This window comes from Nocardioides dokdonensis FR1436 (genome assembly GCF_001653335.1).
GTDB lineage: Bacteria > Actinomycetota > Actinomycetes > Propionibacteriales > Nocardioidaceae > Nocardioides > Nocardioides dokdonensis.
In genome coordinates this window covers 3,256,758-3,283,671 of record NZ_CP015079.1, presented here as the reverse complement: position 1 = coordinate 3,283,671, position 26,914 = coordinate 3,256,758, and the positions used below count along the sequence as shown (strand labels likewise).

General features: G+C 66.7%; 27 protein-coding genes. 23 read left to right on the top strand and 4 right to left on the bottom strand.

Annotated elements, in window-relative coordinates; all coding sequences use genetic code 11:
* The first annotated feature begins 38 nt into the window (after positions 1–38).
* Genes I601_RS15550 through I601_RS15510 form a run of 9 tightly spaced genes read left to right on the top strand, consistent with a single transcriptional unit; the run spans position 39 to position 8,537 of the window.
* A complete protein-coding gene (locus I601_RS15550) occupies positions 39–764 on the top strand; it encodes a CpaE/TadZ family protein (RefSeq protein ID WP_237089434.1) in 726 nt (241 codons plus the stop codon).
* Positions 761–2,230, top strand: a complete 1,470-nt coding sequence (locus I601_RS15545) for a CpaF family protein (protein WP_068111640.1) — start codon at positions 761–763, stop codon at positions 2,228–2,230. The genes I601_RS15550 and I601_RS15545 overlap by 4 nt, the downstream gene beginning before the upstream one ends.
* Entirely contained in the window at positions 2,227–3,084 is an 858-nt protein-coding gene (locus I601_RS15540) for a type II secretion system F family protein (RefSeq protein ID WP_068111637.1), read from the top strand. The genes I601_RS15545 and I601_RS15540 overlap by 4 nt, the downstream gene beginning before the upstream one ends.
* A complete protein-coding gene (locus I601_RS15535; RefSeq protein WP_068111634.1) occupies positions 3,081–3,986 on the top strand; it encodes a type II secretion system F family protein in 906 nt (301 codons plus the stop codon). The genes I601_RS15540 and I601_RS15535 overlap by 4 nt, the downstream gene beginning before the upstream one ends.
* A 44-nt stretch (positions 3,987–4,030) precedes the next feature.
* Positions 4,031–4,219, top strand: coding sequence for a hypothetical protein (locus tag I601_RS15530; RefSeq protein WP_068111631.1), 189 nt, complete (start codon positions 4,031–4,033; stop codon positions 4,217–4,219).
* Between the two features lie 22 nt (positions 4,220–4,241).
* Positions 4,242–4,595 (top strand): TadE/TadG family type IV pilus assembly protein, encoded by a 354-nt coding sequence (locus I601_RS15525; protein WP_237089433.1) that lies wholly within the window; start codon positions 4,242–4,244, stop codon positions 4,593–4,595.
* On the top strand, positions 4,592–5,017 hold the full coding sequence (locus I601_RS15520; RefSeq protein WP_068111627.1) for a TadE/TadG family type IV pilus assembly protein: 426 nt from the start codon (positions 4,592–4,594) through the stop codon (positions 5,015–5,017). Before I601_RS15525 ends, I601_RS15520 begins: the two co-directional genes overlap by 4 nt.
* A complete protein-coding gene (locus I601_RS15515) occupies positions 5,014–5,439 on the top strand; it encodes a pilus assembly protein TadG-related protein (RefSeq protein WP_068111623.1) in 426 nt (141 codons plus the stop codon). The genes I601_RS15520 and I601_RS15515 overlap by 4 nt, the downstream gene beginning before the upstream one ends.
* Complete coding sequence (locus I601_RS15510) at positions 5,436–8,537, top strand: LysM peptidoglycan-binding domain-containing protein (RefSeq protein WP_068111620.1); 3,102 nt, start codon at positions 5,436–5,438, stop codon at positions 8,535–8,537. Before I601_RS15515 ends, I601_RS15510 begins: the two co-directional genes overlap by 4 nt.
* A gap of 88 nt (positions 8,538–8,625) precedes the next feature.
* Here the strand turns inward: I601_RS15510 and I601_RS15505 are convergent, their stop codons facing one another.
* Positions 8,626–9,219 (bottom strand): hemophore-related protein, encoded by a 594-nt coding sequence (locus I601_RS15505; RefSeq protein ID WP_068111616.1) that lies wholly within the window; start codon positions 9,217–9,219, stop codon positions 8,626–8,628.
* Positions 9,220–9,765: 546 nt separating this feature from the next.
* Here I601_RS15505 and I601_RS20885 point away from each other — a divergent pair.
* The 8 genes from I601_RS20885 to I601_RS21500 all read left to right on the top strand — a co-directional run bounded on the left by I601_RS20885 (position 9,766) and on the right by I601_RS21500 (position 18,552).
* Positions 9,766–10,671 (top strand): bifunctional DNA primase/polymerase, encoded by a 906-nt coding sequence (locus I601_RS20885; protein ID WP_084528167.1) that lies wholly within the window; start codon positions 9,766–9,768, stop codon positions 10,669–10,671.
* Between the two features lie 346 nt (positions 10,672–11,017).
* Positions 11,018–11,875, top strand: a complete 858-nt coding sequence (locus I601_RS15495) for a hypothetical protein (RefSeq protein WP_068111609.1) — start codon at positions 11,018–11,020, stop codon at positions 11,873–11,875.
* Positions 11,868–12,854: a ParB N-terminal domain-containing protein gene (locus I601_RS15490; RefSeq protein ID WP_068111606.1), complete on the top strand. Its 987-nt coding sequence runs from the start codon at positions 11,868–11,870 to the stop codon at positions 12,852–12,854. The genes I601_RS15495 and I601_RS15490 overlap by 8 nt, the downstream gene beginning before the upstream one ends.
* Positions 12,855–13,168: 314 nt before the next feature.
* Positions 13,169–13,546 carry a hypothetical protein gene (locus I601_RS21735; protein ID WP_237089432.1) on the top strand — a complete coding sequence of 126 codons (378 nt, stop codon included), beginning with the start codon at positions 13,169–13,171 and terminating at the stop codon, positions 13,544–13,546.
* Positions 13,547–13,552: 6 nt separating this feature from the next.
* On the top strand, positions 13,553–14,698 hold the full coding sequence (locus I601_RS15480) for a M23 family metallopeptidase (protein ID WP_068111600.1): 1,146 nt from the start codon (positions 13,553–13,555) through the stop codon (positions 14,696–14,698).
* Between the two features lie 116 nt (positions 14,699–14,814).
* Positions 14,815–15,942, top strand: coding sequence for a tyrosine-type recombinase/integrase (locus tag I601_RS15475; protein ID WP_068111598.1), 1,128 nt, complete (start codon positions 14,815–14,817; stop codon positions 15,940–15,942).
* Positions 15,939–16,298 (top strand): helix-turn-helix domain-containing protein, encoded by a 360-nt coding sequence (locus tag I601_RS15470; RefSeq protein ID WP_039346915.1) that lies wholly within the window; start codon positions 15,939–15,941, stop codon positions 16,296–16,298. Before I601_RS15475 ends, I601_RS15470 begins: the two co-directional genes overlap by 4 nt.
* 79 nt (positions 16,299–16,377) lie before the next feature.
* Positions 16,378–18,552 carry a hypothetical protein gene (locus I601_RS21500; RefSeq protein ID WP_179948542.1) on the top strand — a complete coding sequence of 725 codons (2,175 nt, stop codon included), beginning with the start codon at positions 16,378–16,380 and terminating at the stop codon, positions 18,550–18,552.
* 127 nt (positions 18,553–18,679) lie between these two features.
* Here the strand turns inward: I601_RS21500 and I601_RS15460 are convergent, their stop codons facing one another.
* A complete protein-coding gene (locus I601_RS15460; protein WP_207007910.1) occupies positions 18,680–19,279 on the bottom strand; it encodes a cadmium resistance transporter in 600 nt (199 codons plus the stop codon).
* Positions 19,276–19,647: a Cd(II)/Pb(II)-sensing metalloregulatory transcriptional regulator CmtR gene (cmtR, locus tag I601_RS15455; protein WP_068111595.1), complete on the bottom strand. Its 372-nt coding sequence runs from the start codon at positions 19,645–19,647 to the stop codon at positions 19,276–19,278. The genes I601_RS15460 and cmtR overlap by 4 nt, the downstream gene beginning before the upstream one ends.
* A 243-nt stretch (positions 19,648–19,890) precedes the next feature.
* Here cmtR and I601_RS15450 point away from each other — a divergent pair, with 243 nt between their 5' ends.
* The 6 genes from I601_RS15450 to I601_RS15425 all read left to right on the top strand — a co-directional run bounded on the left by I601_RS15450 (position 19,891) and on the right by I601_RS15425 (position 25,736).
* Positions 19,891–20,100, top strand: a complete 210-nt coding sequence (locus tag I601_RS15450) for a DUF6112 family protein (RefSeq protein WP_237089431.1) — start codon at positions 19,891–19,893, stop codon at positions 20,098–20,100.
* Positions 20,097–20,828: a DUF6349 family protein gene (locus I601_RS15445; protein ID WP_068111589.1), complete on the top strand. Its 732-nt coding sequence runs from the start codon at positions 20,097–20,099 to the stop codon at positions 20,826–20,828. Before I601_RS15450 ends, I601_RS15445 begins: the two co-directional genes overlap by 4 nt.
* Before the next feature lie 98 nt (positions 20,829–20,926).
* On the top strand, positions 20,927–21,199 hold the full coding sequence (locus I601_RS15440; protein WP_067431206.1) for a DUF6112 family protein: 273 nt from the start codon (positions 20,927–20,929) through the stop codon (positions 21,197–21,199).
* Between the two features lie 28 nt (positions 21,200–21,227).
* On the top strand, positions 21,228–22,517 hold the full coding sequence (locus I601_RS15435; protein WP_068111586.1) for a TrbL/VirB6 family protein: 1,290 nt from the start codon (positions 21,228–21,230) through the stop codon (positions 22,515–22,517).
* A 2-nt stretch (positions 22,518–22,519) separates the two neighbouring features.
* On the top strand, positions 22,520–23,986 hold the full coding sequence (locus I601_RS15430; RefSeq protein ID WP_068111582.1) for an SCO6880 family protein: 1,467 nt from the start codon (positions 22,520–22,522) through the stop codon (positions 23,984–23,986).
* Between the two features lie 109 nt (positions 23,987–24,095).
* Positions 24,096–25,736, top strand: coding sequence for an RCC1 domain-containing protein (locus I601_RS15425; RefSeq protein ID WP_084527692.1), 1,641 nt, complete (start codon positions 24,096–24,098; stop codon positions 25,734–25,736).
* Between the two features lie 423 nt (positions 25,737–26,159).
* On the opposite strand, the gene I601_RS15415 is transcribed toward I601_RS15425, so the two are convergent.
* A complete protein-coding gene (locus I601_RS15415) occupies positions 26,160–26,876 on the bottom strand; it encodes a hypothetical protein (protein ID WP_068111573.1) in 717 nt (238 codons plus the stop codon).
* Positions 26,877–26,914 lie beyond the last annotated feature (38 nt).

The window sequence follows — 26,914 nt, the reverse complement described above, 5'->3', positions numbered from 1 at the left end:
CTGTCATCGCTCTCACGTCCGCGTCCGGCTCGCCCGGCGTGACCACCACCGCGGTGGCCCTGGCGTTCCTCTGGCCGCGTCCGGTGGTATTGGTCGAGGCCGACCCGACGGGCGGTTCCGCCATCCTGGCCGGCTACTTCCGAGGAACCCGCGAGTACGACGTGGGCATCGTCGAACTCGCACTCTCGGCGCTACCGCCATCCGACGCGCTCAGGGAGGCAATCGGACTGATTCCCGACACGCACGTCAGCCTGCTGGCCGGCACGCGCTCCCGCACCCAGGCGGCCGCGCTACGTGATGTGTGGACACCGCTAGCCGAGACCCTGGGCCAGCTCGAGGAGAACGGGCAGGACGTCGTCATCGACGCCGGTCGGCTTGGACTGTCGGGCTCCCCGGAGGCACTCATGGACACAGCGGACCTGACTCTGTTGGTGACTCGCACCAACCTCCCGGCGCTCTCCGCAGCGCGGACGTGGGCAGACGCGATTGCTCGACCAGCAGGCGATCTGCGGCAGGCAGGCATCCTCCTGATCGGCGAAGGCAAGCCGTATGGCGCCACCGAAGTGAGCTCGGTCGTGGGTCAGCCTGTGGTTGCCAGCATCGCCGACGACGCCGAGGGCTCTGCGGTCTTTCACCGCGGATCTCAGCAGCCCAAGCACTTCGACACGGCCCCGTACGTGAGAAGCATTCGGGCCAGCATCGAGGCGATCCATGGAGTCATCCAGCGACGGCGCACGGCACTCCTCGCGCAGGTGAACTCATGACTTCCGGGCGGTTCGTGGACGATCCAAAGTCCCTGCCGCTGTTCGCCCAGCCGGCAGCCGACGTCGATGCTGCAACGCCGCGCCACGTCGGGTCCGTGTTGCGGATGCCAGTCGCACCCCCGCAAGCCGCCAAGGGCGTCGATTGGCAGGTGGTCGCTTCCCTGCGCGCGAAGGCCTCAGACCAACTCAGTCAGGCAGTCGCGGCTGACCGCGGTCGCCTCGACAAGACCGGCCAGCAGGAACTCGGACGTGCCATCGTCCTGGAGCTCATCGACACGGCCATGGTCGACCGGGTGAATGCCGGCTCCGCGTCGATGTCAGCGGCTGAACAGTCCCGCCTGGCCCACGCGGTGTTCGACTCCCTCTTCCGACTCGGTCGCCTCCAACCGCTCGTCGACGACGACCGCATCGAGAACATCATCATCACCGGCCACGACCGCGTACTGCTCGAACTGATCGACGGTTCGCTGCTCGAAGGTCCCGCGGTCGCGGACTCCGACGAGGACCTGATCGACTTCCTGGTGTTCCTCGCCTCTCGCAGCGAGGTGAACGCACGCGGCTTCTCGGAGGCACAGCCTCGCCTCCACTTGCGGCTGGACGGCGGATCCCGGCTCGCAGCTGCGGCCTGGGTCACACCTCGACCCTCCGTCGTCATCCGCCGCCACCGACTCATGGAAGTCAGGCTCGAGGACCTCGTCGATCGTCAGACGCTGACGCCGGTGGCCGCTTCCTTCCTGTCGGCCGCAGTGAAGGCACGTCGGAGCATCGTCGTCTCGGGGTGTCAGGGAGCAGGCAAGACCACTCTCGTGCGCGCTCTGTGCGCCGAGATCGACCCGCTTGAGGCGATCGGCACGTTCGAGACCGAGTACGAGCTCCACCTCCACGAGCTGCCCGATCGGCACCGAATCGTGCACCCCTGGGAAGCCAGGCCGGGCTCCGGCGAGCGCGGTGCCGACGGACGGCAGGCGGGCGAGTTCACGCTCGACGAAGCCCTCGTCGACTCCTTCCGGTTCAACCTCGCGCGCCAGATCGTCGGCGAGGTTCGGGGCAAGGAGATCTGGGCGATGATCAAGGCGATGGAGTCCGGGACCGGCTCCATTTCGACAACACACGCCTCAGATGCCGTCGCAGCTGTCCGCAAGCTCGTGACATGCGCCATGGAGGCGGGATCTCACGTCACTCAGGCACTCGCCACCAGCAAGCTCGCGGCGACCGTCGACATCATCGTCCACCTCGACCTCCAGACGACCACTGGTCCGGCCGGACCGACACGTCAGCGACGGGTGGCCGAGATCATCGCTCTCGATCCTGGCGAGAAGGAGACCGGCTACGCCACGACTCACGTCTTCTCGCCAGACGCCAACGGAGTGGCCGCCCCGAATGTTCTGCCCGACGCCTACCGGGCGCTCACCGTGCACGGCTTCGACCTCTCTGGCTACCTGCTCCAGCAAGGACGCACGTCATGATCGTCCTCGTCCCGGCTCTCGCAGGTGCGTTGATCGTCGGCGGAGTGATCGCACTCGTCGTCGGCCTGACGCCGTCAGAAGTCGTGCAACGACCGCCACGCAAACGCCACTTGAAGCCGCTACCGAGGCAGACCCAATGGCTTCTGGCCGCAGGAGCCATCACCGGACTGATCGCTGTCATGGTGACGGGCTGGGCGATGGCGCTCTTGCTCGTCCCGATCGCATTCGTCGGCCTTCCCGCTCTGCTGTCGTCTGGCCCAGCTCAGACGCGGATCGGGCGACTCGAAGCGATGGAGGAATGGACCCGGTCGCTCGCGGGCGTCCTCACGGTCGGTGTCGGACTTGAGCAGGCGTTGGTCGCAACGCTGCGATCCACTCCCGCTGCAATCGCGCCCGAGGTGACACGGCTCGTGGCACGGCTCCGGGCGCGTTGGTCGACAGAACAGGCTCTCCGCGCTTTCGCCGACGAACTGGACGACTCCACCGGGGACCTCGTTGCCGCCAACCTGATCCTCGGCGCTCGACGTCGCGGGGCGGGCCTGGCCAGCGTGCTCGACGGCCTCGCGGAGTCGGTGGCAGCTGACGTCCGCGCTCGGCGGCAGGTCGAGGCCGATCGAGCCAAGCCCCGTGCGACAGCGCGGTGGGTGACGATCATCAGCGCCAGCGTCCTCGTCGTGCTCGCAGTATCCGGGACGTACGTTGAGCCGTACCGAAGCCCGTTTGGCCAGGTGATTCTCGTCGGACTTCTTGCGGCGTACATCAGTTTGCTCGTGTGGATGAAACGGATGGCGATCGGCCGGGAGTTGCCCAGATTCCTCGGAGCTCGGATCGCTCGGACGGGTGATGCGGCATGACTCCCGGTCTCCTGACAGCCCTCGCCAGCGGCGCTCTCGTCTCGTTCGGACTGGCACTTCTCGTCATCCGCATCATGCCGACAGAGCCGGACCTCGCCGACGCACTCAGTCGGCTCGCGCCCGGGAACCCTCGCCGGCCCGCGGGGCCATCGAACGTCGCACCGCAGGGCAAGGAACGGATTGGGCTGTGGGCCATCAAGTCGCTCCCTGCAGGCCTCTGGGTGCGCACGCCAACTCGCGAGCTTGCGGTGCTCCGCATCTCGGTGGCGCAGTTCTACGGCGACAAGATCGTCTTCGCGTTCCTCGGCCTACTGATTCCGCCCCTGCTGTCCCTGTTCTTCAACCTTCTCGGATTGGGGCTCCCGATCACCCTGTCTGGCGCAGCGTCGGTCGGCCTCGCCGCAGTGATGTTCTTCGTGCCCAACTACAACGTGATCGACGACGCCAAGAAGGCTCGAATCGAGTTCGCGCGTGCCTTGGGCGCCTACATCGATCTCGTGGCTCTGGAGCGCAACAACGGTTCGGGCGTCCGGCAAGCGATGGAGGCCGCGGCACTTGTTGGCGACTCGTGGGTGTTCACCCGACTGTCGGAGGAACTGACCCGATCCCGGTGGTCGGGTCAGCCTCCGTGGGACGCGCTCCACACCCTTGCGGACGAGCTCGGCCTCCCGGAACTCGACGACTTCGCAGACATCATGCGGCTCTCCGGAGAGGAAGGCTCCAGCGTGTACAGCCACTTGCGTGCCCGGTCGGCCGCCATGCGAACGGCAATGCTCAACGACGAGGTCGCCGAGGCCAATGCCGTCGGCGAGCGGATGACCATCCCCGGATCCCTGCTCGGCGTCGTGTTCATGGCGCTGCTCGTCGCACCGTCCCTGCTCCGGATGTTCAGCAACACCTAATAGCCAGCCCGACGGGGAAGGACCGCGGACAGGAAGGAAACGAGATGAACCGACTGATCGGACTCCTACTCGGAGTCGCCCTCGGGTTCGACGCACGGATGCGTGCGCGTACCGAGCGCGGCTCAGTGACCACGGAGCACGTGCTCTGGGCTGTCGCCGTGATCGCCATCGTCGGCGTAGTGGTGGCAGCGGTGAAGGCCTATGTCACAGCACAGGCCGGCAACATCAAGTAGGCGAAGGGACGAGCACGGGTCGGTGTCGATCCAGCTCGTGATCCTGCTGCCTGCGTTGTTCGCGGTGATGTTCCTGGGGATGCAGGCCGCGTTGTTCTACCACGCCCGAAGCGTGGCGATTGCCGCCGCGCAGGAGGGTGCTCGTGCGGCAAGTGCGGAGTCTGGAACGCAGTCGGACGGCGTCGCTGCCGCCGACGCGTTCGTCTCCGACGCTGGAGGCGACGACGTCTTGTCGGGCGTTAGCGTGACGGCTGATCGGACGGCTACGACAGTCACCGTGACGGTGATAGGGAACAGTCTGAGCGTCATTCCGGGCTGGACGCCGCGAATCGAGCAGTCGGCTTCGCTTCCGACTGAGAGGATCACGGCGCCGTGAGCGGCCGGGACGAGCGAGGTTCTGCCGCCGTCGAGGCAGTGATTGGCGTGCCTGCCTTCGCTCTGTTCGTCGGCCTGATCATCTTCGGCGGGCGCACTGCGATGACTCACGGAGCGGTCGAATCCGCCGCCGCCGACGGTGCGCGAACTGCCTCGATCGCACGAACCAGCCAGGAGGCACGCTCCGGCGCCGAGGAAGCAGCGCGGGCCAGCCTGGCGAACCAAGACATCGATTGCATCACCGTCCAGGTCTCGATCGACTCATCCGACTTTGCGAAGCCCGTCGGAACCCCCGGGTCCGTCCAGGTCACCGTCTCTTGTCGTCTCAACCTCGGAGATTTGGCCGTTCCCGGCGTCCCCGGATCGCGGACCGTGACGGCCACGGTTACCTCGCCGCTTGACTCGTTCAGGGAGCGGTCATGACCCGCCGCGTGCGTGACGAGCGCGGCTCGATCAGCGTCTGGCTGGTCACCGCAAGTTTCGTGATGATCATGCTTGTCGGTCTCGCCGTCGACCTCGGTGGTCAAGTGCATGCTCAGCAGCGAGCCCACGACATCGCGGCCCAGGCCGCCCGCGCCGGAGGGCAGAGGATTCAGGCGCCGGCCGCGATCGAGGGCCGCTCGGTTGACGTTGATCTGGCCGCTGCACGGACCGCCGCCAAGGAGTACCTCGCGGCTGCTCACGTCGAAGGGACGGTCGAGATCACCGGCGGCGACACGGTCACCGTGACAGTGACCGACCACTACGACCCCCAGTTCCTCGGGGCCATCGGCTTCTCGAACCTGACCGTCACCGGCGAGGCATCCGCTCGGGTCGTACGAACCATTGGAGGCACGGAGCAATGACGACACTCGGCCAACGGATCCGCGGGCTGTTCGCCTGCCTTGCCCTGCTCGGGCTTGTCGTGGCGTTCCCGGCCGTCCTCATCGCCATCGGCTTCGCACCGTGGGATCCCGATCCCGGCGAGCTCCGGCGAATGCTCGCCCGACCAGATGACGGCAGTCTCGCGTTTGCCGCCTTCGCCACCGTGGGCTGGGGCGCCTGGGCGGTTGTGACGGGACCGGTCCTGTTGGCAGCCGTCTCGGAGGTACGCCGTGTACCGGTGCCAGCGCTCCCCGGACTCGCGATGCCCCAACAGTTCGCAGCCCAGCTGGTCGGCGCTGCCGCCCTGCTCTTCGTGGCCGGTCCGACCATCGTGGCCGCTCTGCCTAGTCCGCCTGCGCACGCCGTCGCCGCTGTGGCGCCTGAGTCGCCTAATTGGATGGGGGCCGACGCGGTCCCGGCAGCGTCAGCCCCGCCCGCGTCTGACGAAACGAACTTGAACTCGGAGAACCCCCAGACACGCCCGTACACGGTCGCCCGGGGCGACAGTCTGTGGCGGATCGCCGAGCGGCTGTTCGGGGACGGCGCTCGCTTCACCGAACTCGTCGACCTCAACAGAGACGTCCTCAACGGGCGCCCCGACTTCATCACGCCAGGAACTGTCCTTCGCGTGCCCATCGTCGAGTCGAGGGAATCCGAGACCGTCGTGGTTCAGCCCGGCGACACCCTGTCGGAGATCGCTGAGCAGGAGCTCGGCGACGGCGCTCGGTATCCGGAGATCTTCGAGGCATCGCGCGCTACCGCGCAGCCCGACGGCGCGCATTTGGAGGATCCCGACCTGATTCGCCCCGGCTGGGAGCTGACGATTCCGCAAACGGCCGACCCGGCTCAGCCTCATGACGATGAGGCCACGGTCGCGCCGCCTCCAACCACAGAGCCGCCGCTTGCTGAGCAGCCCGAGGTTGAAGTCCCGACACCTCAGGCTGAGCCGACACAACCCGCCGCCGAGCTGGCCACACCCGTGGGCAATGCGGACGACCCGGCGGCAGAGGGCCCGCCCGCCTGGCTGCTGCCGGGAGTGGCCGGTGGCGGGCTCCTCGCCGGTGCCGTTCTCCTGGCGGTGCGCGCCCATCGCCGCACCCAACTCCGTTACCGCCGGCCGGGTCAGACCCTTGCCCCCAATCCGCCCGAGCTGATCAAGGTCGACAAAACCGCGACTGCTTACGGCGACCGATCGGCCTACGACATCGAAGGGCTCGACGCCGCGCTCAACAACATCGCTGCTCAGTCGCGCGACATGGACACGCCACTCCCGGCCCTGACATCCGTCTCGCTATCTCGGGGGGTCGCGACGTTCCACTTCGCCGAACGCGTGGAGCTATCGGCTCCGTGGAAGGGCGAGGAGCAGCGCTGGCAGGTCGAGCTCCGCACAGTTGTCGTGGACGACGACGTGCTGTCTCCGTACCCCATGCTCGTCAGCGTCGGTCGTGACGACGGCGGAGTCTTGTGGTTGGTGAACCTCGAGCCGCTGGGCTCAATCGCTCTGACTGGCGACGGCGATCATGCGCTAGCGTTCGCGCGGCATGCTGCCGCCGAGTTGGCCCTGAACCCATGGTCGGTACTCGTGCAGACCGATACCTTCGGCATCGGCGAGGAACTAGGCGACCTGGACACGTTGCGGCTGCGTACTCACGACACCGACGACGCTGCCGTCCGCTCGGTGACGGCCGAGATCCAGACTGCGAGCCGACGGCAGGGCGACGAGCCCGATCCGTGGCAGGTGGTCATCGCCACCAACGTCGACCTGGCCGCTGTCATCGATGACGCCCGGGCACAGTCGATAGGGCGATTCGGGGTTGCAGTCGTCACCGTGGCCGCAGCGCCGCCGGAGGATACAGCTGTCTTCGAGTTCACCCCGGCGGGACGCCTCACGACGCCGACCATCGGGATCGACGTTGCCGCTGCTGGGCTGACGGCCGAGGAAGCAACGCTCTGCGCCGCCATCGTCGACGTCACGCGAGTGACGCCGACCACCGACATCCCGAACTTCGCGCAAGCCGCCGATGGCTGGCGGTCGGTCACCGATCAGGCCGGAGCACTGCGCACCGAGTTCACACGTCCGCGCCTCGTCGGCGCGACCGGCTCCACGTCACTGCTCCCAGAGCCAACCGATGCCTACGTGGACGTAGCGGCGGCGACGGAGGACGACATCAACGAGCTTGCGCCCAACGCTATCGATGAAGCTGCTGAGGCTCTCGCTGACCTCGACCCAACGCTGGACGAGGACGTCGCGGCATGGTTCGACGATGACTCACGGCTTCCCCGGCTCACGCTCCTCGGCCCGGTTCGGGTCGCGGCCCACGGCAAGCTGGTCGAGCAGATCGTCAAGCGCCGGCCGTACTACTCAGAACTGCTCGCCTTCGTGGCTCTCCACCCCGAGGGTGTGATGTCACGAACGATCGCCGAGGCGTTCCACATCGGCCAACCTCGCGCCCGAACGGACGTAGGCCACCTGCGCGAGTGGCTCGGGAAGGATCCGCGCACCGGCGAGTGGCACATCCCGAAGCAAGGCGACCACCCGGAGACGGAATGGCACGGCTATCAGGTCGACGACCTGCTCGTCGATGTCGACCTCTTCCGGCGCCTTCGTGCGCGGGGGCAAGCCCGCGGCGCAGACGGGATCGCCGATCTCGTCCAGGCGCTGCACCTCGTCAGCGGCAAGCCGTTCGATCAGTTGCGCGACCAGGGCTGGAGCTGGCTGCTCGACGGGGAGCGCCTGCAGGACCTGATCCCGTGCGCAATCGTCGACACCGCACACATTGTTGTTCTCGACGCGCTCCAGCGCAATGATCTCAGCCTCGCCCGGGAGTCAGCGGAGATCGCATGCACGGCCGCGCCGTACGACGAAGTCAGTCGGCTGGATCTCGCCAAGGTGCTGGAAGCCCAGGGTCATGTTGGTGCGGCCGAAGAGACGCTGCGCGAGGACATCTTCGATCGGCGCGACGACTACGAACCTCCTGTCGATCTGCCCACGCGCACCAAGGAGATCGTGAAGAACAACGGCTGGGGACAGCGCAGGATCTCGCCGACGCCGAAGTCGCCGAGACGACCGGCGTCCTAGCCCGATTTCGAGAGATGAAGTCTTCAGCCGCCCACACGCCCCGACTTCAATGCTCCCTCTCTTCAACGGCTGAGGATCACGGCCTGCCTCACGCCATTGGGTGCTCCTCATCTTCCCGCGACTGGTCTCCATTCCGAGCGGAATGCACAACCGTCGGGCTGAGAAGCGCCGCGTCGCGCCTCTCAGCCGGATGGACGAGCTGTAGGGGCCGGTGCTCCATCAGGCTTCGACCGAGGTCTTCGAGAATGGTTGGGTTCGCGATGAAGTAGTCACCAATGCGCTTCGCGCGCTCATCGGAAGGCAGCGCCCGAAGCTCCTGAAGTTGCGCGAGCGCGGTCGGTTCTCCATCAACGATATCTGCGTGCTCGATGGCGTCCCGGAGCATCGCACGAACCTCGTCGGCGGCAGCCAACGCGTGGACGAGTTGCTCGTATTGCTCGCTTGTCATGGTGAGGTTTTCACCTTCAGCCGTGACCACTTCCTGCGTCAGCGCATCAGCGTCGACGATCTCTGCAACGAGGACAGCGGTGGCCTCCTTGGCCTTGATTGCTTTGCGCCGCGTACGCGAGGCCTGGAGGCCTTCCCACCTGGACTTCATCGCCGGAACTGCGGTGACAGTCCACCAGTTGGCGACGATCGGCTTCGCGATCTCGACGCCGCCCTCGATGAGGATGCGCGCCACGTCGGCAACGAGCTGTTGTCCCCAGGTAAGTGCAGGCGGTTCTGCGTAGTCGTTGATATAGACGACCTGCGGCTCGGGCTCGTCTTGGTCCTCGTCGGGAATGAAGTGCGCCTGGCCCTTCGTGCCCTTGCCCTCGCCGCCGTAGAGGTTGTGGTTGAGCCCGCCGTCCTTGGTTGGCCGGGGGTGAGGTCGTCGTCATCCCACTGGAACGTGCCCTTTATCTCTGGCATCCCCATGACCTCCTCAGTGCGCCGGCCGTCCCCCGGTCGGGAGGTCCATGTAGCTCAAGTTCCAGCCCCAACGGTAGCCGGGCCATCCGACGAATTGGCTCGGTTCGCCGTGTTGTGACGTTGATTGCGGCCCGTCAACCGTCGCTGCATCCCCGTTAACGGGCGCCCCATCACAACCTGACGAAAGATTTTTCAACTTTAGGACGGGCCCCCTCCTGACCTGCGCAAACGCATCCTGACGAGGGCGCCCGTCCCTGGGACGGGCGCCCTCAGGACGGGCGATAATTGGTGCCCCCCTGCGCGCAACGTGGACGGCATGGACCACTCAACCGACACCACGCGCTGGTCGCCTCAGCTCGTCCGCGACCTCGCCGCGCCGGACGCGTCGCTGGCGTCGGCAGCGCTTGAACTCGCTGCTCACGGCATCCCGGTATTTCCTTGCGCACCGGGCGAGAAGCGTCCCCTGACGACTCACGGATTCCACGACGCCACCGCCGAACCGGGCACCGTGTCCCGATGGTGGTCGGCGTGGCCGACGGCAAACCTCGGGATCCCCACCGGCGCTGCGTCCGGCGTCGATGTCGTAGACGTCGACGTCCACTCTGGCGGCTCGGGCTTCGCCGCCTTCGAGAAGGCACAACACGCCGGCCTCGTCTCTGACTGGGCGTGGCAGGTCAGAACGCCGTCGGGCGGCCTCCACGCCTACTTCCTGCGTTGGCACGGCCAGGAGCACCGATCATGGCAACTGCCTGGGCATCACCTCGATTTCCGAGGAGACGGTGGGTACGTCATCGCCCCGCCCTCGCGAGTTGTCGTAGCCGACGGCAGCGAGCGCGGGTACGGACTGGTCGCTCTCGCCTCCCATCAGCCTCGCTCCATCGATGGCACAGCGCTGCGGAACTTCCTCGATCCACCTCGACGACACGCCCCGCCACCTGACCTTCCCAGCGCGAGTGCCCGTCCGGAAAAGCTCGCGGACTGGGTCGCGAGCCGCCCAGAGGGCGATCGCAACGGCGGCCTGTTCTGGGCAGCGTGCCGCATGGCCGAGTCCAACTATCCGTTCCAGACGGCGGCTGGCGTTCTGGGCGTGGCCGCACAGCAGGCCGGACTGTCCGATCGGGAGGCCGCCGCGACCATCCGTTCGGCGTACCGGATCGCGACGAGACTCGGGCCGGCGAACCTAGCGGGCCCTACCCGAGCGGTTGAGGCGGTGACGTTGTGAACACCGACCCGTACGAGCGCCACCTCGACCGGTCCCTGTACGCCCCCGAGCCACCTCGAGAACAGGTCGACCACGAACTCAGTGCGCTCGCCAAGCATGCGGATCCCTCGGTTCGAACGCCCGGCAGCACGGCCGCACAGGACCCTGTCTCCTCGTCCGTCGCTTGGGTCCGTCCGAGTGACGTTCCGACGGCTGTCGGCTCAAAGTTCATCCGTCGCGGCATCGACCTGCAGGCCGAACTGAACCGTCGAGCCCAGCGTGCGCCACGCTCCGCCGCCCGAGTCACGCGACGCGCGATCGCGCGCCCGCTGCCGAGCACACCCACCACAGATCGAGGAGTCGAACTATGAGCGACATCCACCCGTTCGACGACCCCGAGCGCCTGCGCTTGCTCCTCGTCGACGTTCACTACGGAGGCGACCGCCCATGGGAGCACGACCCCGACGTCGCCGAACTGATGGCCCTGACCACCCGGAAGTACGCCAGTCTCGCAGCAAAGCACCATCGCGATCCGGCCGAGGCCGCGGCCGCTGCGTGGGACGTCATGCGCACTCGCGCGGCTCGCATTGCCGACGACCCCTGGGCAGTAATCACGCACGCCGTGGCGCTTCAGATGTTCTACGAGGAGCGCGCACAAGGACTGCTCTGCGGCACTGACCAGGTCCGCACCGACGACGTCACTGACTTCCACGACGCCGACCGCATCAGCGACCACGAGACGAACCTCGCGGACTTCCATCCCTCGTTCTGGTCACTCGACGACCTGTCGGACGTGGAAGACCCGCTGGCGGTCGATCCCGACAGCGAGGAACCAGACGCCGAGCCGACGAACGCCTGGGTCGCGCTCGAGACTGCGGTCGAGTTCTTCGTGGATTCGGGATGGTCGCGAGCGGCGGCCCAGATGGCCTTGGAATGCATCGCCGCGCGCTTGATCCGAACCGGCAACAAGCGGAGCACCTTCGAGTCGCTGCGCCGCGACCCGTCGATCCGATGCCACTTGGATATCGATCAGGACTCGTGGATCGCGGTCCTCCATGCCGTACTCGGACACGATCAGCCGAGTCTCGAACACACGGCCGCCGGGAGGGGTATTCTCAAGCGCCTCCTGACCGGTGAACGCTACGACGAACTGTTCCACCTCACTGGCATCGCCGACGCCATCGCGAACGCAGCCCCCGTCCCAACGGAGCGGGCGCATGTCTGAGTCACGCGGTCGCGCCGAGCTCCAGCGAAGCATCGAGTCCATTCAAGTTGGCGCGCGCCACCGGCGCGATCCCGGCGACCTCGATCAATTGAAGAAGTCTCTCGAACGCTTCGGCCTCCTCCAGCCGATCACGATCACGACTGACGGCTTCCTGATCTGCGGGTTCCGCCGGCTCGAAGCAGCCCGACAGCTCGGATGGAGCAATGTCCGCGTCTGGGTGCGGTCGGGGCTCAGCGACGAGCTGACTCTCTTGCTCGCCGAGCGCGACGACAACCTGACCCACAAGCCGCTGACGACGTACGAAGCGGCGCAGCTCTACAAGGAGATGGTGGCCCTTCTCGAAGAGGACGCAGCGCGTCGGCAGGAGGCCACTCAGTTCAACGGCCCCCGCGGTGACGGTGACACGCAGGACGGTGCCGCCGATTCGGCGGCACCGTGCCCCCGGGGTCATGGCGACGGGCGACGACGGGCTGCCGAGATGGTCACCGGCTCCGCTTCGTACACGCGACTGAACCAGATCCTCGCGATGGAACGCGTGGCGGCTGACCGGGACCTATCCGCTGGGGTACGTCAGGTGGCCGCCGATGAGCTCGAGCGGATTCGCAACGGCGGTCCTGTCGATCCTGGCTATCAGCGCGTTCGAGCTGTGGTCGAAGCCGCCGAACGGCGCATGGATTCCCCTGACGTGGATGTCGACGCAGAGGCCGACGCGAAGCGCGCCCGCGACGACGCCGACCGTCTGCGACGGATGCGCGAGAACCGGGCGAGGCGAGCTGCTGCTGCAGCGAACGCCAAGCGGTCCGTGAAGTCGTTCGCGATGGTCTGGCGAGAAATGGACGGCTGGTCCAAGCACTACGACGTCCACCAAGTCGCCACAGAGCTGTCTGCCGAGGACTGGGCGACGTTCAACCAGGTCCTGGAAGAGACGACGACCTTTGCACGAACGGTCGAAGCAGAGCGCGCACTCGCGCCGGCCTGACTGGTCACCCGAGAACGAGAGGACGACGAATGCGGATCCAACTGCCCGACACGACCGGCACTCGGTGGCGCCAACTCCTCATAGTCGCTGCCGGAGTTCTGGTCCTCCTGGTCGCCGTCGTCAGCTACGCGGTGTTCGCGAACCGCGACCCGTCATCGGCGGCAGGTACAACGGCCAAGCCTCCTTCGTCAGAACCGATCGCTACCCCGACCTCGCCTCCGTCGCTGGACGCGGCTAAACCGGAGGCCTTCGCGCGACAAGTCGCGACGGCATTGTTCGCTTGGGACACGCGGACTACGAGCACCCCAAAGTCGGTGACCGAGCAACTGGTTTCAGTGGCAGATCCGACCGGCGAATCGTCTGCGGGACTGGTCGCCGACATCGCGAACTACCTCCCGACCGACCAAATCTGGATCGAGCTGCGGAAGTACGAGACCCGACAGTGGATCGAGGTGGTGTCGGCGACGGTTCCGGACCTGTGGGCGACTGCCGAAGCGCAGGCAGGCGACGAACTTCTGCCAGGCACCACCGCCTTCACGATCAGAGGGACGCGCCACCGAGAGGGTGTCTGGGAAGGCGAGGACGTCGCAAGCCAGCACGAGGTCGCGTTCACCGTGTTCATCGTCTGCGCGCCGACGTATCCAAAGTGCCACCTACTGCGCCTGTCCAGGCTCGACGATCCGCTGGAATGACCGCGGATGCGCAAGGCAGTCCTCAGCGGCGTACTGGCGTTCACCCTCGGTCCAGCCGCCTTCCTTCTCGCACTCGGTGCCCTGCTCAATCCCGCCGCCCAGGCCTCCTGCCTGCCGACGACGAGCAGTGCTTTCGGCAACGTCAGAAACACGCCTGCCCTGATCCCAGCGACCTCCCACGTGGTCATGCCGTTGCCGGCCGGCACGTGGGTCAAGACGAGTGGTTTCGGTATCCGGGTTCACCCAGTCACCGGCGAGACGAAGCTCCACACGGGGGTTGACCTCGCGGCACCGACGGGAACGCACATCCTCGCCGCTGCCGACGGGCGCGTTGTGTTCGCCGGTGCTGCCAGCGGATACGGGAACCTGATTCTCATCGAACACAACGTTGGCGGCAGGACCGTCACCACCGGATACGCGCACATGTACGCCGATGGGATTCACGTCGAGGTCGGACAGTCCGTGACGGCTGGCGAGTACATCGCCGACGTCGGCGTGGCTGGCTACTTGACCGGTCCGCATCTCCACTTCGAGGTTAGGCCCGGCGGCACGGACGGCGCACCAATCGACCCGGAGCCGTGGCTCGCGAGCCACGGAGCGGTCGACATCGAAGCCGGCACCGACCCTGCCTCCGCGGGATGTGCAGCCTCTGGTGGCCAGGCATCGTCGTTCAACGGCGACGACGCGGGAAACCTCGTCGACGACCCGACGACCGACGGCGAGATCACCGAGCGAACCGCCCACATCCTCGCCCAGATCCGGGCCAACTTCCCGGAGAGTTCGTGGGCCTGCTGGTCACCACGGCCAGGCCAGCCTTCGGAGCACTCGCTCGGCCGTGCTTGCGACGGCACCTTCGGCAACGCCCTTGGCACAGCCGCGACTGGTCACGCCCTCGACTATGGCTGGCAGGTCACCAACTGGGTGAAGGACAACGCGAGAACCCTGGGCGTTGAGTACGTCATCTGGCAGGGCCGGATCTGGTCAGTCGCTCGCGCCGACGAAGGCTGGAGGAAGTACGACGGCGGCGGGATGCACGACCCCAACAGCGTCACCGGCGGCCACTACGACCATCTGCATTGGACGGCCAAGCCGTTACCTCGGAAATTACATCTAACGGAAGATTCTTACGGTAGATGTAAGCGTGAACGGTGACGTGAGCGTCAGTCCGACGGTTCACTACCGACGGGCCATTGGCGTCGTGACCTGCAGTTTAATGCATGGGATTACATCGGATGCACGATACTTACATCTGATGTAAGGTCGCCGGCATGGGATCTCGGGAGGATGGTGGGCATGGCTCGGTCGTCGTGCTGCGGCCGGGCAACGTCTCTGCCCTCCGTCCCGCTGAGCAGATGTTCGACGAGATGCTCGCGGGGTGGGCGGGCCAGCAGTCCTCGCGCCTGTTGGCGTCGCGGACGATCCAGACGCGGGAGTCGCAGGTCCGTCGGTTCGCGGACTTCTGCGCCTCTTCGCCGTGGGAGTGGGGCGCCGCCGACGTCGAGGAGTGGACCAGTGAACTGCTGTCCGGGACTCGGCCGCTGACGCCGTCGACGATCAGGGCGTACCAGAACTCGGTGGCGCTGTTCTGCGCCTACCTGATCGATGGCCGCTATGGCTGGGCCGATCAGTGCATGGAGCTGTTCGGCACTCATCCGATCCAGGTCTGTCACGAGTGGAACACCGCGGTCCACGTGGCCGACCACGAGGCACGGCCAGCGGTTCGCCCACTGACCCGGGGCGAGGTCCAGGCGTTGTTCGACCACGCCGACGACCACGTCGACTTCGCCCGCACCTCGAAGCGGAAGGGCTGGCTGACGCTGTTCCGGGACGCGACCCTGTTCAAGGTCATCTACGGCTACGGCCTGCGCCGTCGTGAAGCGGCGATGCTCGACCTCCATGACTTCACTCGCAACCCCAAGGCGCTCGAGTTCGGTCGCTACGGCGTGTGCAACGTCCGATGGGGCAAGGCCAGCCGCGGCTCCCAGCCCCGCCGACGGGCGGTGCTGACGGTGTTCGACTGGACCCGGCCGGTCGTGGAGGAGTACGTCGAGGAAGTCCTCCCGCGCTTCGGGCTGGCCGACCCGGCGGTGTTGTGGCCCACCGAACGTCAGGGCCGCATCCGGCTGGCCCACATCGACGACCGGTTCGCCGACTGGCGCGACCAGCTCGCCCTCGACCGGGTGCTGCACCCGCACTGTCTGCGGCACTCGTACGTGACCCACCTGATCGAGGACGGCTTCGACCCGCTGTTCGTCCAGCAGCAGGTCGGCCACCGCTGGGGCTCGACCACCGCGCTCTACACCGGCGTCTCCGGGGACTACCGCAACCGCGTGCTTCGCAACGCCCTCGACAACGCCTTCACCTCCCCGCCCGACGACGGAAGCGAGCAGCCATGACCACCCCGATCACGAAGAGCGTTGCCTACCGGTGGCACCTGCGGAAGGTGATGAGCGAGGCCGGCCTGCACAACACCACCGAACTCGTGCCACTGCTCGCCGACCGCGGCGTGGTGATGACCTCCACGCAGGTCTACCGGATCGTCACCGGCGAACCCGAACGCCTCAACATGCGACTCCTCGCCGCCCTGTGCGACATCTTCGGTTGCACCCCCAACGACCTCATCGAGCCCTACGTCATCGCCACTTCCAAGCGCGGACGGAAGGCTGCCGGCGCGGCGCCGGCCACGGGCACCGGTCCGGTGAGCAAGAACCGGCCACGGCGGGCCACCATCACCGGCGCCAGTGACGCCTGAGCCGGCGCCAGTGTCGCCATCGCCCGGCGCGCGGCCCTGCGCGAACTGCGGTCGGGCACGCAGCGGTCGCGCGCCCGGGGTGCTGATCTGCAGTTGCCACGAGCGGCGCCGAGCCGCCGAGCAACTCGCCACCAAACGAGCCGACCAGCTCGCCATCGTGACCGGGCTGCTCCTCGCACGCGACCCGACGGTGACCCCGGAGTCTGTCGGGGACCTGATGGCTCAGGTCGCTCCCGCGCCCGGTGCCCGCGCTGCACTCACCCGCCACCTCGTCGCACATCCCGAAGCGTTGACCGCCGGTGGGTCGCGGATGCCCAAGGTGGTCGCCGAGTTCATCTACGCCGCCATCGCAGCCGGCATCACCGGGTTGACCTCGCCCGGTTGCGCGCTCTGCGGACGTCCGCGAACGCTGGTCCACACCCACGGCGACAGCGAACGGATCTGCACGACCTGCTACAGCCGGCTCCTCACAGCGACCTGCTCGAGTTGCGGACGCGACGGGCACCGCATCCGATCGCGCGACGTTGATGGCCAGCCCGTCTGCCCGCGCTGCCACGACCGGGCCCGGCCACTCGAAGTGTGCGCCGGGTGTCAGGAGTTGCGGGGTCTGAAGCGCTCCACCCGCGACGGACTGGGCTACTGCCGCTCCTGCATCGCTCGGCGGGCGCCGACCGAACCATGCTCGATCTGCGGCCGAGATCGCCGGGTCAACGCCCGCACGGCGACCGGCGGGGCGGTCTGCACCGGCTGTTACGACAAGACCCGGACCGGCACCGTTGCCTGCGATGAGTGCGGTCAGGTAGTTCCACTCGCTGCTCGCGCGGACGGGCGCATCGGCACCGGCACCGGCAAGAACCTCTGCGCCGGCTGCTACCGCCACCCTGAACGCGAGTGCGGCATCTGTGGCCGGACCCGCCGCGTCGCGCTCAGGGCCACCACCGTCAGCCCCGACATCTGTGCGACCTGTTACCAGGCGCCCATCGTCGATTGCTCCGTGTGCGGGCAGCACGCTCTGGGCCGACGGGCCACCAGGAACGGCCGACCTTGGTGCTTCGGCTGCCAGGCCACCGACCGGATCGACCGTCTCCTCGCCGGACCCGACGGCACCATCCCCATCGGGGTGAAGGAGGTCCGCGACGTCCTCGTCGCGACCCATCGCCCCCGATCCATCCTGAACAACTGGGACCGCATCGAGAGCCTCACCCTGCTCGCCCGCCTCGCCCGTCAGCACGACGAACTCAGCCACGAGCTCCTCGACGCCGAAGGCGACCGGTTCTCCGTCGGCTACCTACGCGCCCTCCTCGTCGCCACCGGTGTCCTGCCCGACCGCGACGAGCAAGCCACCCGTCTTCGACGCTTCGCCGCCGCCGTCATCGACGAAATCGCCGACCCTCGACACCAGCAGACGCTGGGACGCTACGTCCGCTGGCACGTCATCGCCCGCGCCAAACCGGATCGCCACGGTCGACTCAACGCGACGATCAGCGACCGCTGCCGGCAAGAGATCCGAACCGCCCAACGTTTCCTCGACCACCTCACCAGGCGTGGCCGGACCGTCGACGACTGCACCCAAGCCGACCTCGACACCTGGCTCTCGACACGACGCGCGACCCGGATCCGATTCCCACGCTGGCTCCTCGACCACGGCCACCTGCCCGGACTCGCGCTGCCCGATGCCGTCCCAGCGGCAGGACCCCGCACTCAGCTCGACCAGGACGAACACTGGGCACTCGTGCGCCGCATGCTCCACGACGAGGACTCCGCGAGCATCGAGGACCGCGCAGCTGCCTGCCTCGTGCTGCTCTACGCACAACCCCTCAGCAAGATCGTCTCCCTCACCACGGACGACCTCACCCTCGACGATGACGGCACCTACCTCCGGCTCGGTGCGGAGCCACTCCTACTCCCGCCGCCCCTGGACGCGCTCGTGACGTCGCTGCCGATCGCGAAACCGTTCGGCGCGGCCAGCACCCTGGCCGACCAGCGCTGGCTGTTCCCCGGCAAGTGGGCCGGCCACCACCAGAACCCGACCTCGATGATGGGCCGGCTCAACAAGCTGGGCATCACCACCCGGACCAGCCGCAACTCCGCCATGCTCCACCTCGCGGCCACCGTCCCACCCGCGGTGTTCGCCAGCCTCATCGGCATCAGCACCGGGGCCGCCACGAAGTGGGCCGGGTACGCCGGCAGCAACTGGACCACCTACGCCGCCAACCGCACGAACGCGACCGCCAACCCACCTCAGAACCAGTAGCCGATGTCCAGCAGGCCACAGCGCAACGTTGCGGGCATTTGCGGATGTGCCTTCGCCTCCACGCCGAGATCTGCCCAGGCCCCAACGAGCAGAGCCCGAGCGAGCGACACGATGTGTTGTCGTTCGATCAGAGGCCGAAGGCTCCGCCGGTGTAGAGGATGACGATGCCCAGTCCGACCAGGACGATGGGGAACAGAACATGCTCCCAGCGTTCGAGGACCTCGTCGATCCCGGGACGAGTCGCAACGAACTTGGCCAGCATGACCAAAGCTGCCACGAGGACCAGGAAGACGACGCAGAACGCAACAGTGGAAGCGACCCCCACGTTGAGGAACACCGGCACGTAGACCCCGATGTTGTCCCCACCGTTGGCGAACGTGACTGCAGCCACCGTCCAGGCAGCCACCGGCTTGCCGGCGATCTTCGCGTCGTCATCATCATCGTCGCCGGATCGCCAGACTTGCCACGCTGCCCACAGGCCCAGCAGCAGGGGGACCAGTCCGAAGTAGGGGATCGCTTCCTCGGGCAAGAACGCTCCTGCGCCCAACGACACGAGCACTGCTGCGGCCAAGATGCCAGCGAACCCCAGGTACTGGCCCACCAGGATCCGGGCCGTGGTCCCACTGCGTCCGGCTCCCCGCGCGAAGAACAGTGAGAGGACGATGATGTCGTCGATATTGGTAGCGATGAACAGGCCCATCGCCTGCAGCGCGGAGGACAGGATCACGCCCCTGCCCCTCCGTTCCCGCACTCGGGTACCGAGCATGTCGGGTCGATACAAGGTGCACTCTCATCGACCGCGAGAGTGACCTCGAGAGTGACCTCGACCAACGCAGTCAGGGCACGCGCCAGATGCGGATCGGCAATGACATACCGCGTCTGCCGACCCTCGGGTTCAGCCACCACGATGCCGCAGTCCCGCAGGCACGCCAGATGATTCGACACGTTCGACCGGGTCAACCCGAGCTCGCGGGCCAAATCAGCGGGATAGGCAGGCCGCTCCAGCAGAGCCATAAGAAGCCGGGAACGGGTCGGGTCCGCCATCGCCCGACCCAACCGATTCATCACGTCCAAACGCGTAGCGATGGTCAGCATGTACTGAACAATACAGCCTCTGCTGAACCATTGACGATGGGCGCGCCATCGACGTCAACCGCGTCCCTCGCACGCCACCACTCGGCTGGAGGAAAAACATTTCCGCCATGCCACTCCGTCGGTTCGATCATCCGACGGCGCCGGTATAGGCCGACACCTGATGGCATGAGACTTCATCTCCTGCTCCCACTCGTCGGACCCGACTTCGGGGCGGTTGGCGGCTCCAGCCAACTCCGCGCGATCGTGGGCGCCCTGCTCACCTACGGCCTGATCATCTCCGTGCTCATGGTCGTCACCTGTGGCGCGACATTGGCAATCTCCTCCTCGAACGGCAGTTGGCACGCGGCGAGCAAGGCGAAGACCGGACTGTTCGTTGCGCTGGGGGGCGCCGCACTGACCGGCGCCGCACTCGCCTGGGCGAACTGGCTGCTCGATGTCGGTGCGCAGCTGTGACCGGTGAACAACTCGCCTTCGACATCGAGGCGATGCTCCATGAATCCGCCGTCGAAGCAGCGCCCGGGTGGTCCGGAGCTCCCTTGGGCTTCACTGCGGCGTACTGGCCGGCGGCAGACCTGGAAGCGGCACACGAGCACTGGCAGTTTCTGCACAAGCTCGACCAGTCAAGAACGCAGAGCCGGACGTGGCACCGAGCGATCGCCGTGCCCGGCAGCGTCGCCGTTGGCGAGCACGGCTTTGATCTGTTCACGGCCGACCTGCGCTGCGAGCCCTGGACACATGGCGAGGCGCACAGTGGGTGCCAGTGCGTCGGAGACCTGATCTACCAAGCGATCTGCGAGCCGCACGGCTGGCATGTGATCGCGGGTGATGAGAACACTGCGGTCGAGGCCTGGCACGACCACGCCTTCCCTGGCTGGCGCGAGCTGCCGATCCTGCCCGCGCGACTGCGTTCCGTTGAACAGTCCGGGCTGTCGAAAGCCGCAAAGAAGTGGATCGCGGAGCACTACCCACCGCCAATGCAGGTCGTCGGTGCACCGGTCATCACCGAGCGCAGCAACGGCGGCACTCGGCACGTCCCAGGCCGCTCCCCCTGGGCCGGCTACGACATCTCTCACACGGCCGTGGAGCCCGACCGGAGGGTCTCGCGGCGTCGATCGAGTGCGGTGTCATGCGAACCAACTCGGCCGCACACGACGAGCCTTGGCCCCGCTCTCGGGGCATGAGCGGACGACGACGAACACCTGACCGACGTAGGCCCTACCCAACCTTGGAGGAAACCGTGAATCAGATCGGACTGCACTCATTGGTGTCCCTGCTCCCGATGGACATCGAGATCGACCCCAACTCGAACGGCCTGCCCGGCATCGGCCAGTTGCGCGGCATCGTCGGCGCCTCGATGACCGTGGGCCTGATCCTCGCCGTACTCGCCCTGATCATCTCCGCAGTCGTGTGGGCGCTCGGCGCCAACTCGTCGAACCCGCACCTCGCGGGGCGCGGCAAGCTCGGGGTTCTCGTCGGCCTCGGCGCCGCGATCATCACCGGCGCGTCCGTCGCACTCGTGAACTTCTTCTGGAACGTCGGCCAGGCCGTCTGACCGGCATCTACGGATCAAGGAGGCCGTGATGGTCGACGTATGCGATGTGCCAGTGATCTCGGGGGTCTGCGACGTGGCTGGCGAGGCCGCGGGCGCGCTCGTGTCCGCGCCGTTCGACTGGCTCGCCCAGGCGATGGGCAATGCCGCCGCGTGGATGTTCGAGTCTGTCTGGCAGGTCTTTGACTCGACCACCATGGTCGACATCACGAGCAGCCAGTACACGAAGGTCTACAACATCCTGTTCGGAGTCGCCGTCTTCATCATGCTCGGCTTCTTCATGCTCCAGGTGATCGGCGGGATGGTGCGCCGAGAACCGGCCGCGTTGACGCGCGCTGCCCTCGGTTTGGCGAAGTCGATCCTCGGATCGTTCGTCGCGCTCGCGCTGCTGGCGATCGCTCTGGAGATCACCGATCAGCTCTGCATCGGGATCGTGAACGCCGCGGGCACGAACATGACCGAGATGGGTGATCGCATCGGTCTCCTCACGGCTGGGCTCGTCGGGATCAACGTCGCGGCGCCGGGCGCTGGCGCGATCCTCACGATCTTCCTCGCGGGGCTCGCGATCGGTGCAGCTGTCATCGTGTGGATCAGCCTGCTCGTCCGGAAAGCTTTGCTCCTCGTTGCCATCGTCTTCGCACCGATCGCCCTCGCCGGCTCGAGTTGGGACCAGACTCGCGGCTGGCTCGGCAAGTGGGCGCAGTTTGTTATCGCGCTGATCCTTTCCAAGGTCGTCCTCGTCGTGATCTTCCTGCTCGCCACAGCCCAGGTCTCTGCGCCCATCGACGCCGACCTGCAGTCGGTCAGCGAACCCATCGCGGGCATCGTGCTGATGCTCATCGCAGGCTTCGCGCCGTACATGACCTACAAGGCGATCAGCTTCATGGGCTTCGACATGTACCACGCAATGTCGGCCGAGCAGGAGGCGAAGTCCGCGCTGAACCGGCCGATGCCGATCCCGATGAGCCGACGCCCAATGGCCGAGCCCGCCCAGGTCCTTGGCGGCGGTTCTGGTGGTGGCGGCGGTACGCCGCCCACACCGGCCGTGGCGTCTTCGGGCGGCGGGAGCACGGGTGGGTCCAATGCTGCGTCGGGCGGCGGTGCAGCAGCGAGCGGAGGGGCAGCGGCGGCAGGAGGAGCTGTGGTCGGTGGCGTGATGGTCGCGCGGGAGGCCGCCAGCGCTGGACCGCGAACAGGTGCTTCCGTCGCGGGCCACGCCGATCAGCAGACAACGGCGGCATCGCAGCCTACGCAGCCGTCGCCGCCGGTGCCGTCCACGGCCGATTCCGTACCTGCCGGCGCCGGACGCTCAGGGAGCTAACGATGAGCACCGCAAGCGCTGGTCCGCGTGACTACGAACTCTCGACCGTCAAGTTCTCCCGGTTGGCTCGCCGCGGTGTGCTTCTCGGGCTGTCCGCAAGCCAACTAGTCGTGGTCGGTGTCGGTGCGGTCGTGTTCGTCTTCGCGCTGTACTCGGGCGGCGGTGCCGCTCTGGCGTACGCGCTTCCGATCATGGCCGTCTCAGCAGGACTCGCATGGATCGGTGTTGGCGGCCACAAGCTCGTCGAGTGGTTCCCGATCGTCGCCCGGTGGCTGTGGCGCTCAAGCGGCGGCCAGTTGCTCTTCCGACGTCACATCGTGAAGCCCCGGCCGGCGGGAACCCTGGCCTTGCCAGGGGACGCCGCGCGACTGCGCCAGTGGCACGACCCCGAGACCGGCGCCGTGATGGTCCAGGACCCGCACCGCTCGACGCTCACCGCGATCGTCGGCGTCACCCACCCCGCGTTCATCCTGCTCGACCCGATCGAACAGCAGAGGCGTGTGGCGAGCTGGGGACGCGTGCTCGCTACGGCATGTCGGTCGGGTCGCATGTCGTCGGTCCAGGTTATGGAGCGCACTCTCCCCGACTCGGGGAAAGGCCTCGCGGAGTGGTGGTCCCAGCACGGCGCGAACGACGAGTCCTTCACGTCAAAGACCTATGCCGAACTGATCGAGCGCGCTGGGCCAGCCGGCGAGCGCCACGCGAGCACCGTCTCGATCTCGCTCGACATGAAGGCAGCCGCGCGCGCCATCAAGGCGGCGGGCGGCGGGAACCGTGGGGCGGCAGCCGTGCTGCGCCAGGAGATGGCGACGGTGACGGCCGCCTTGCGGGCTGCGGATCTCTCGCCCTCATCGTGGCTGGAGCCGGGCGATCTCGCAGTGATCCTTCGCTCGGCCTACGACCCCGTCGTTGCCGGAGCCCTGGAGCGTCACGGCGATATGGGGCGCGACCTTGCGACCGCCGGCCCGGTGGCGGTGAGCGAGAACTGGTCCAGCGTTCGAAGCGATTCCGCGCATCACTGCGTGCTCTGGATTAGCGAATGGCCGCGGTCGCTCGTCTACCCGGGATTCCTCGCGCCGGTCCTGCTCTCCTCCGGCGTCAGGCGCACCTTCACCCTGCTCTACACGCCGCTCCGCACGGACCAGGCAGCGCGAGACATCCGCAAGAAGAAGACCGAGTACATCTCCGACGCATCGCAGCGGCAGCGCATCGGCCAGATCGAGGACGCGCAACAGAGCGCCGAGTTCAACGACGTCCTCCAACAGGAAGCCGACCTGACCGCCGGCCACGGCATCCTCCGCACCACGGGACTCATCGCGGTCAGCGCTCAGGACCCCGACGAGCTCGAACGCGCGGTCGCTGACATCGAGCAGGCGGCGATCCAAGCCTCCTGCGAGACCCGCCGACTATGGGGCCAGCAGGCGCAGGCGTTCTCGGCGGCTGCCCTCCCGCTGTGTCGTCAGGTATAAAGACGCTCAGCATTTCCGCTCCAAGGCGTCGGCCCTGGCTGCCATGATGCGAACTGCGTGGCGACGGCCACCGCAAGTCGTGATTCGAGGCAAGGGCTGGTAGCGAGCAATGTTCAGTGGATTGTGGACGTGGGGTGGCAACCACCACGGTCAACTGGGCGACGGAACCCGCGTCGATCGCGATTCGCCAGTGCCCGTGGCGGCACTGAATGACGCAACCGCGATCTGCACGGAGTACGACTGGGGCTGCGCGCTCAAGGCAGACGGCACCGTTTGGACGTGGGGCCACAACATGTTCGCCCAGCTTGGCGACGGCACCACGGACGACCGTCCTAAACCCGCCCGCATTTCCGGCATCTCAGACGTCATTGCGATCGCCACAGACTCCAGCACCGGCTACGCCGTCAAGGCGGACGGGACGGTCTGGACTTGGGGAAGCAACGCCGTCGTTCCTCACGTGGGGGTCGGGCCGGACATCTACAACTTCAAGCCTCGGAAAATTGAGGGTCTCAGCCGGGTCGCGGCCTTGTCGGTCCGTTCCGATGTGCTCTTCGCAATGCGATCCGATGGAACCGTATGGGCATGGGGAAACGAGCGAACCTGGGGGCCTGGGGACAATGGCTATTGGCAGTTCGGCATCGGCGAGCTGGTTGGAATTCTTCGGTCGCCGGTCCCGGTACCGGGTCTCACGGACGTTGTCGAACTCCTTCAGGAGGAGTACACCGCGTACGCACTGAGGTCGGATGGGTCAGTCTGGGTGTGGGGCCAGCATGGCTTCGGCACCTGGAACACCTGGGCCCTCGGGGAAACCGAGACGCAGTCCGGGCATAGGCCTTGGAACGGCGCGAGTGCGGAGACGAGTCCGGCTCCAAGCCAGTCGGTGCCCACACGGGTCGAAGGGCTCACCGAGGTAAAGGCTCTAGCGACCATGTGGGTGTATGACCGGGAGGAGCAGCACCACGAGGGCGTATCCGTCTTCGCGTTGCGTGCCGACGGAACGGTGTCAGCCTGGGGGCGCAATGACTACGGTCAGCTCGGCGATGGGACCCTGGAGGATCGTTGGAACCCCGTAGATGTCGTTGGCCTCGATCAAGCAATCGCACTCGTTGCCGTGTACCAGAGCGTCTACGCCCTCAAGAAGGACGGCACCGTCTGGGCGTGGGGCGAGAATCGCCGCGGGCGGCTTGGCGACGGAACGAGCATCGACCGGAACACACCCGTACAGGTCCAGGGTCTCACCAACGTGAGGTCAATCCACCCGTACCGCGGGAAGAACGGCGGCCTGCTCGCCATCAAGGGCGACGGAACACTTTGGACGTGCGGCTCGCTCGCCGACATCGGTTTGGCGAGTGCTGAGCCGACTCCAAGCGATCGCGCATCCCGTGTCGACGCCGTCGCGAACGTAACACGAGTTCTCGCCGACGGGCCGGCGTACCTTCTCGCGAATGGCACACCACCAGTCCGGGTAGCCCAGCAGAGCAATCCCCGCGAAGGCTGCTTCATTGCGACCGCCATATACGGGGACTATGACGCACCCGCGGTCATGACCCTTCGCCGGTTCCGCGACGAGTCGCTGGCATCTTCGGCGGCTGGGCGAGCCTTCACTCGCTTCTACTACCGCATCAGCCCGAGACTCGCGGGGCGGTTCGAGCGGGACTCGATCCTGAGCCGTCTCGGTAAGCGACTCCTGGACATCGTGGTCGTCAAGCTGGAAGCGGCACGCGCCCCCAACCCTGGCGATCGGGGCTAATGGTGTCCGCACCCCCGCATAACAAATCGCCTAACGCCAAGGCAGCTGAAGGGCGTGGCGAACGCACATGGACCGGCTGGAGGCTTGGCACCCTGGTAGAGCAGGTCCTTCGCCACAACAGGCGGGGCGTGACTGAGGATGACCTTCGCGCGGTCAGGTGCCTGGAGTACCTGAAGGTCAAGCTTCTGGAACCGACCGAGCCGCATCACGTAAGGCTTCGGAGGCCGGCACCGCTGGCATCCGACATGGTCACCTACTACGCCGTTCGGGCGAAGGACGCCGAACGGTTGACCTCCGCGCAGCTGGCGAGGTGGCGAGACAGTCTCCCGAGCCCCTCCGAGTTGGACGAGATGGTGATGAACCTGACTGACCAGCTGTTCTATCGAAAGACGCGACGATGATGCATCCGCCCCACGTCAGCGGTCAGATCGCATAGCCCAGCTGCTTGAAGATGTTGCGGAGCCGGCCCTTCGGACCAACAGCAACAAGCTGGTTGCCGTTGCAATCGACCAGCTCAACGGCGAAGTTGAGGCCCTTGGCAGCGACCCGAACCGTCGCGATGTCATCCTTGAAGACCTCGGCGAATCCCGAGAAGTTGCGGCCCATGAATTGCAGCGCCAGAACACCCTGCGCGGGATAACTGTTGAGCACCCATGTTCCATCAAGCTTCGTTGAGAACCGGGAGCTCCGGAACTCCTCCCAGCCACCGTCGATGTAGCCGCCGGCGGTCGCTATCAGCGACGTGGGATCTGCATCGAGGGCGGGCTCATTACGAATGCCGCGCGACACTGGCCGCGGATCTTCCAGTTCGGACCCTGCGTCAGAATCAGCATCTCCGTCTGGAAGCGTTGCGCCGTCGAGCCGGCCCCCAGATGCGACGTCCTCACTGATGTGGCTACCGACGTACTCGTAGAACCTGCGAACCATCCCGCAGTCGTCAAGCGTATGCCCGGCCTTGAGCCACCGTCCGGCGGCCTCAGCACCAGCGAGTTGGGCCGCGAGAGCAGCCAGGTCTGGGGTGATGACAGCCCCGGGCTCCCCCACCGTTGCCATGGCGGCAAAGATCTCCCCCGCCACCTCGCCTTCATCAGGCAGCATCGCCATCATTCGCTGCCTCTCACGCTCTTCACGCTTCGACATTTGGTTCTCTCCTATAAGTCTGGCCATGGACGGCCCGG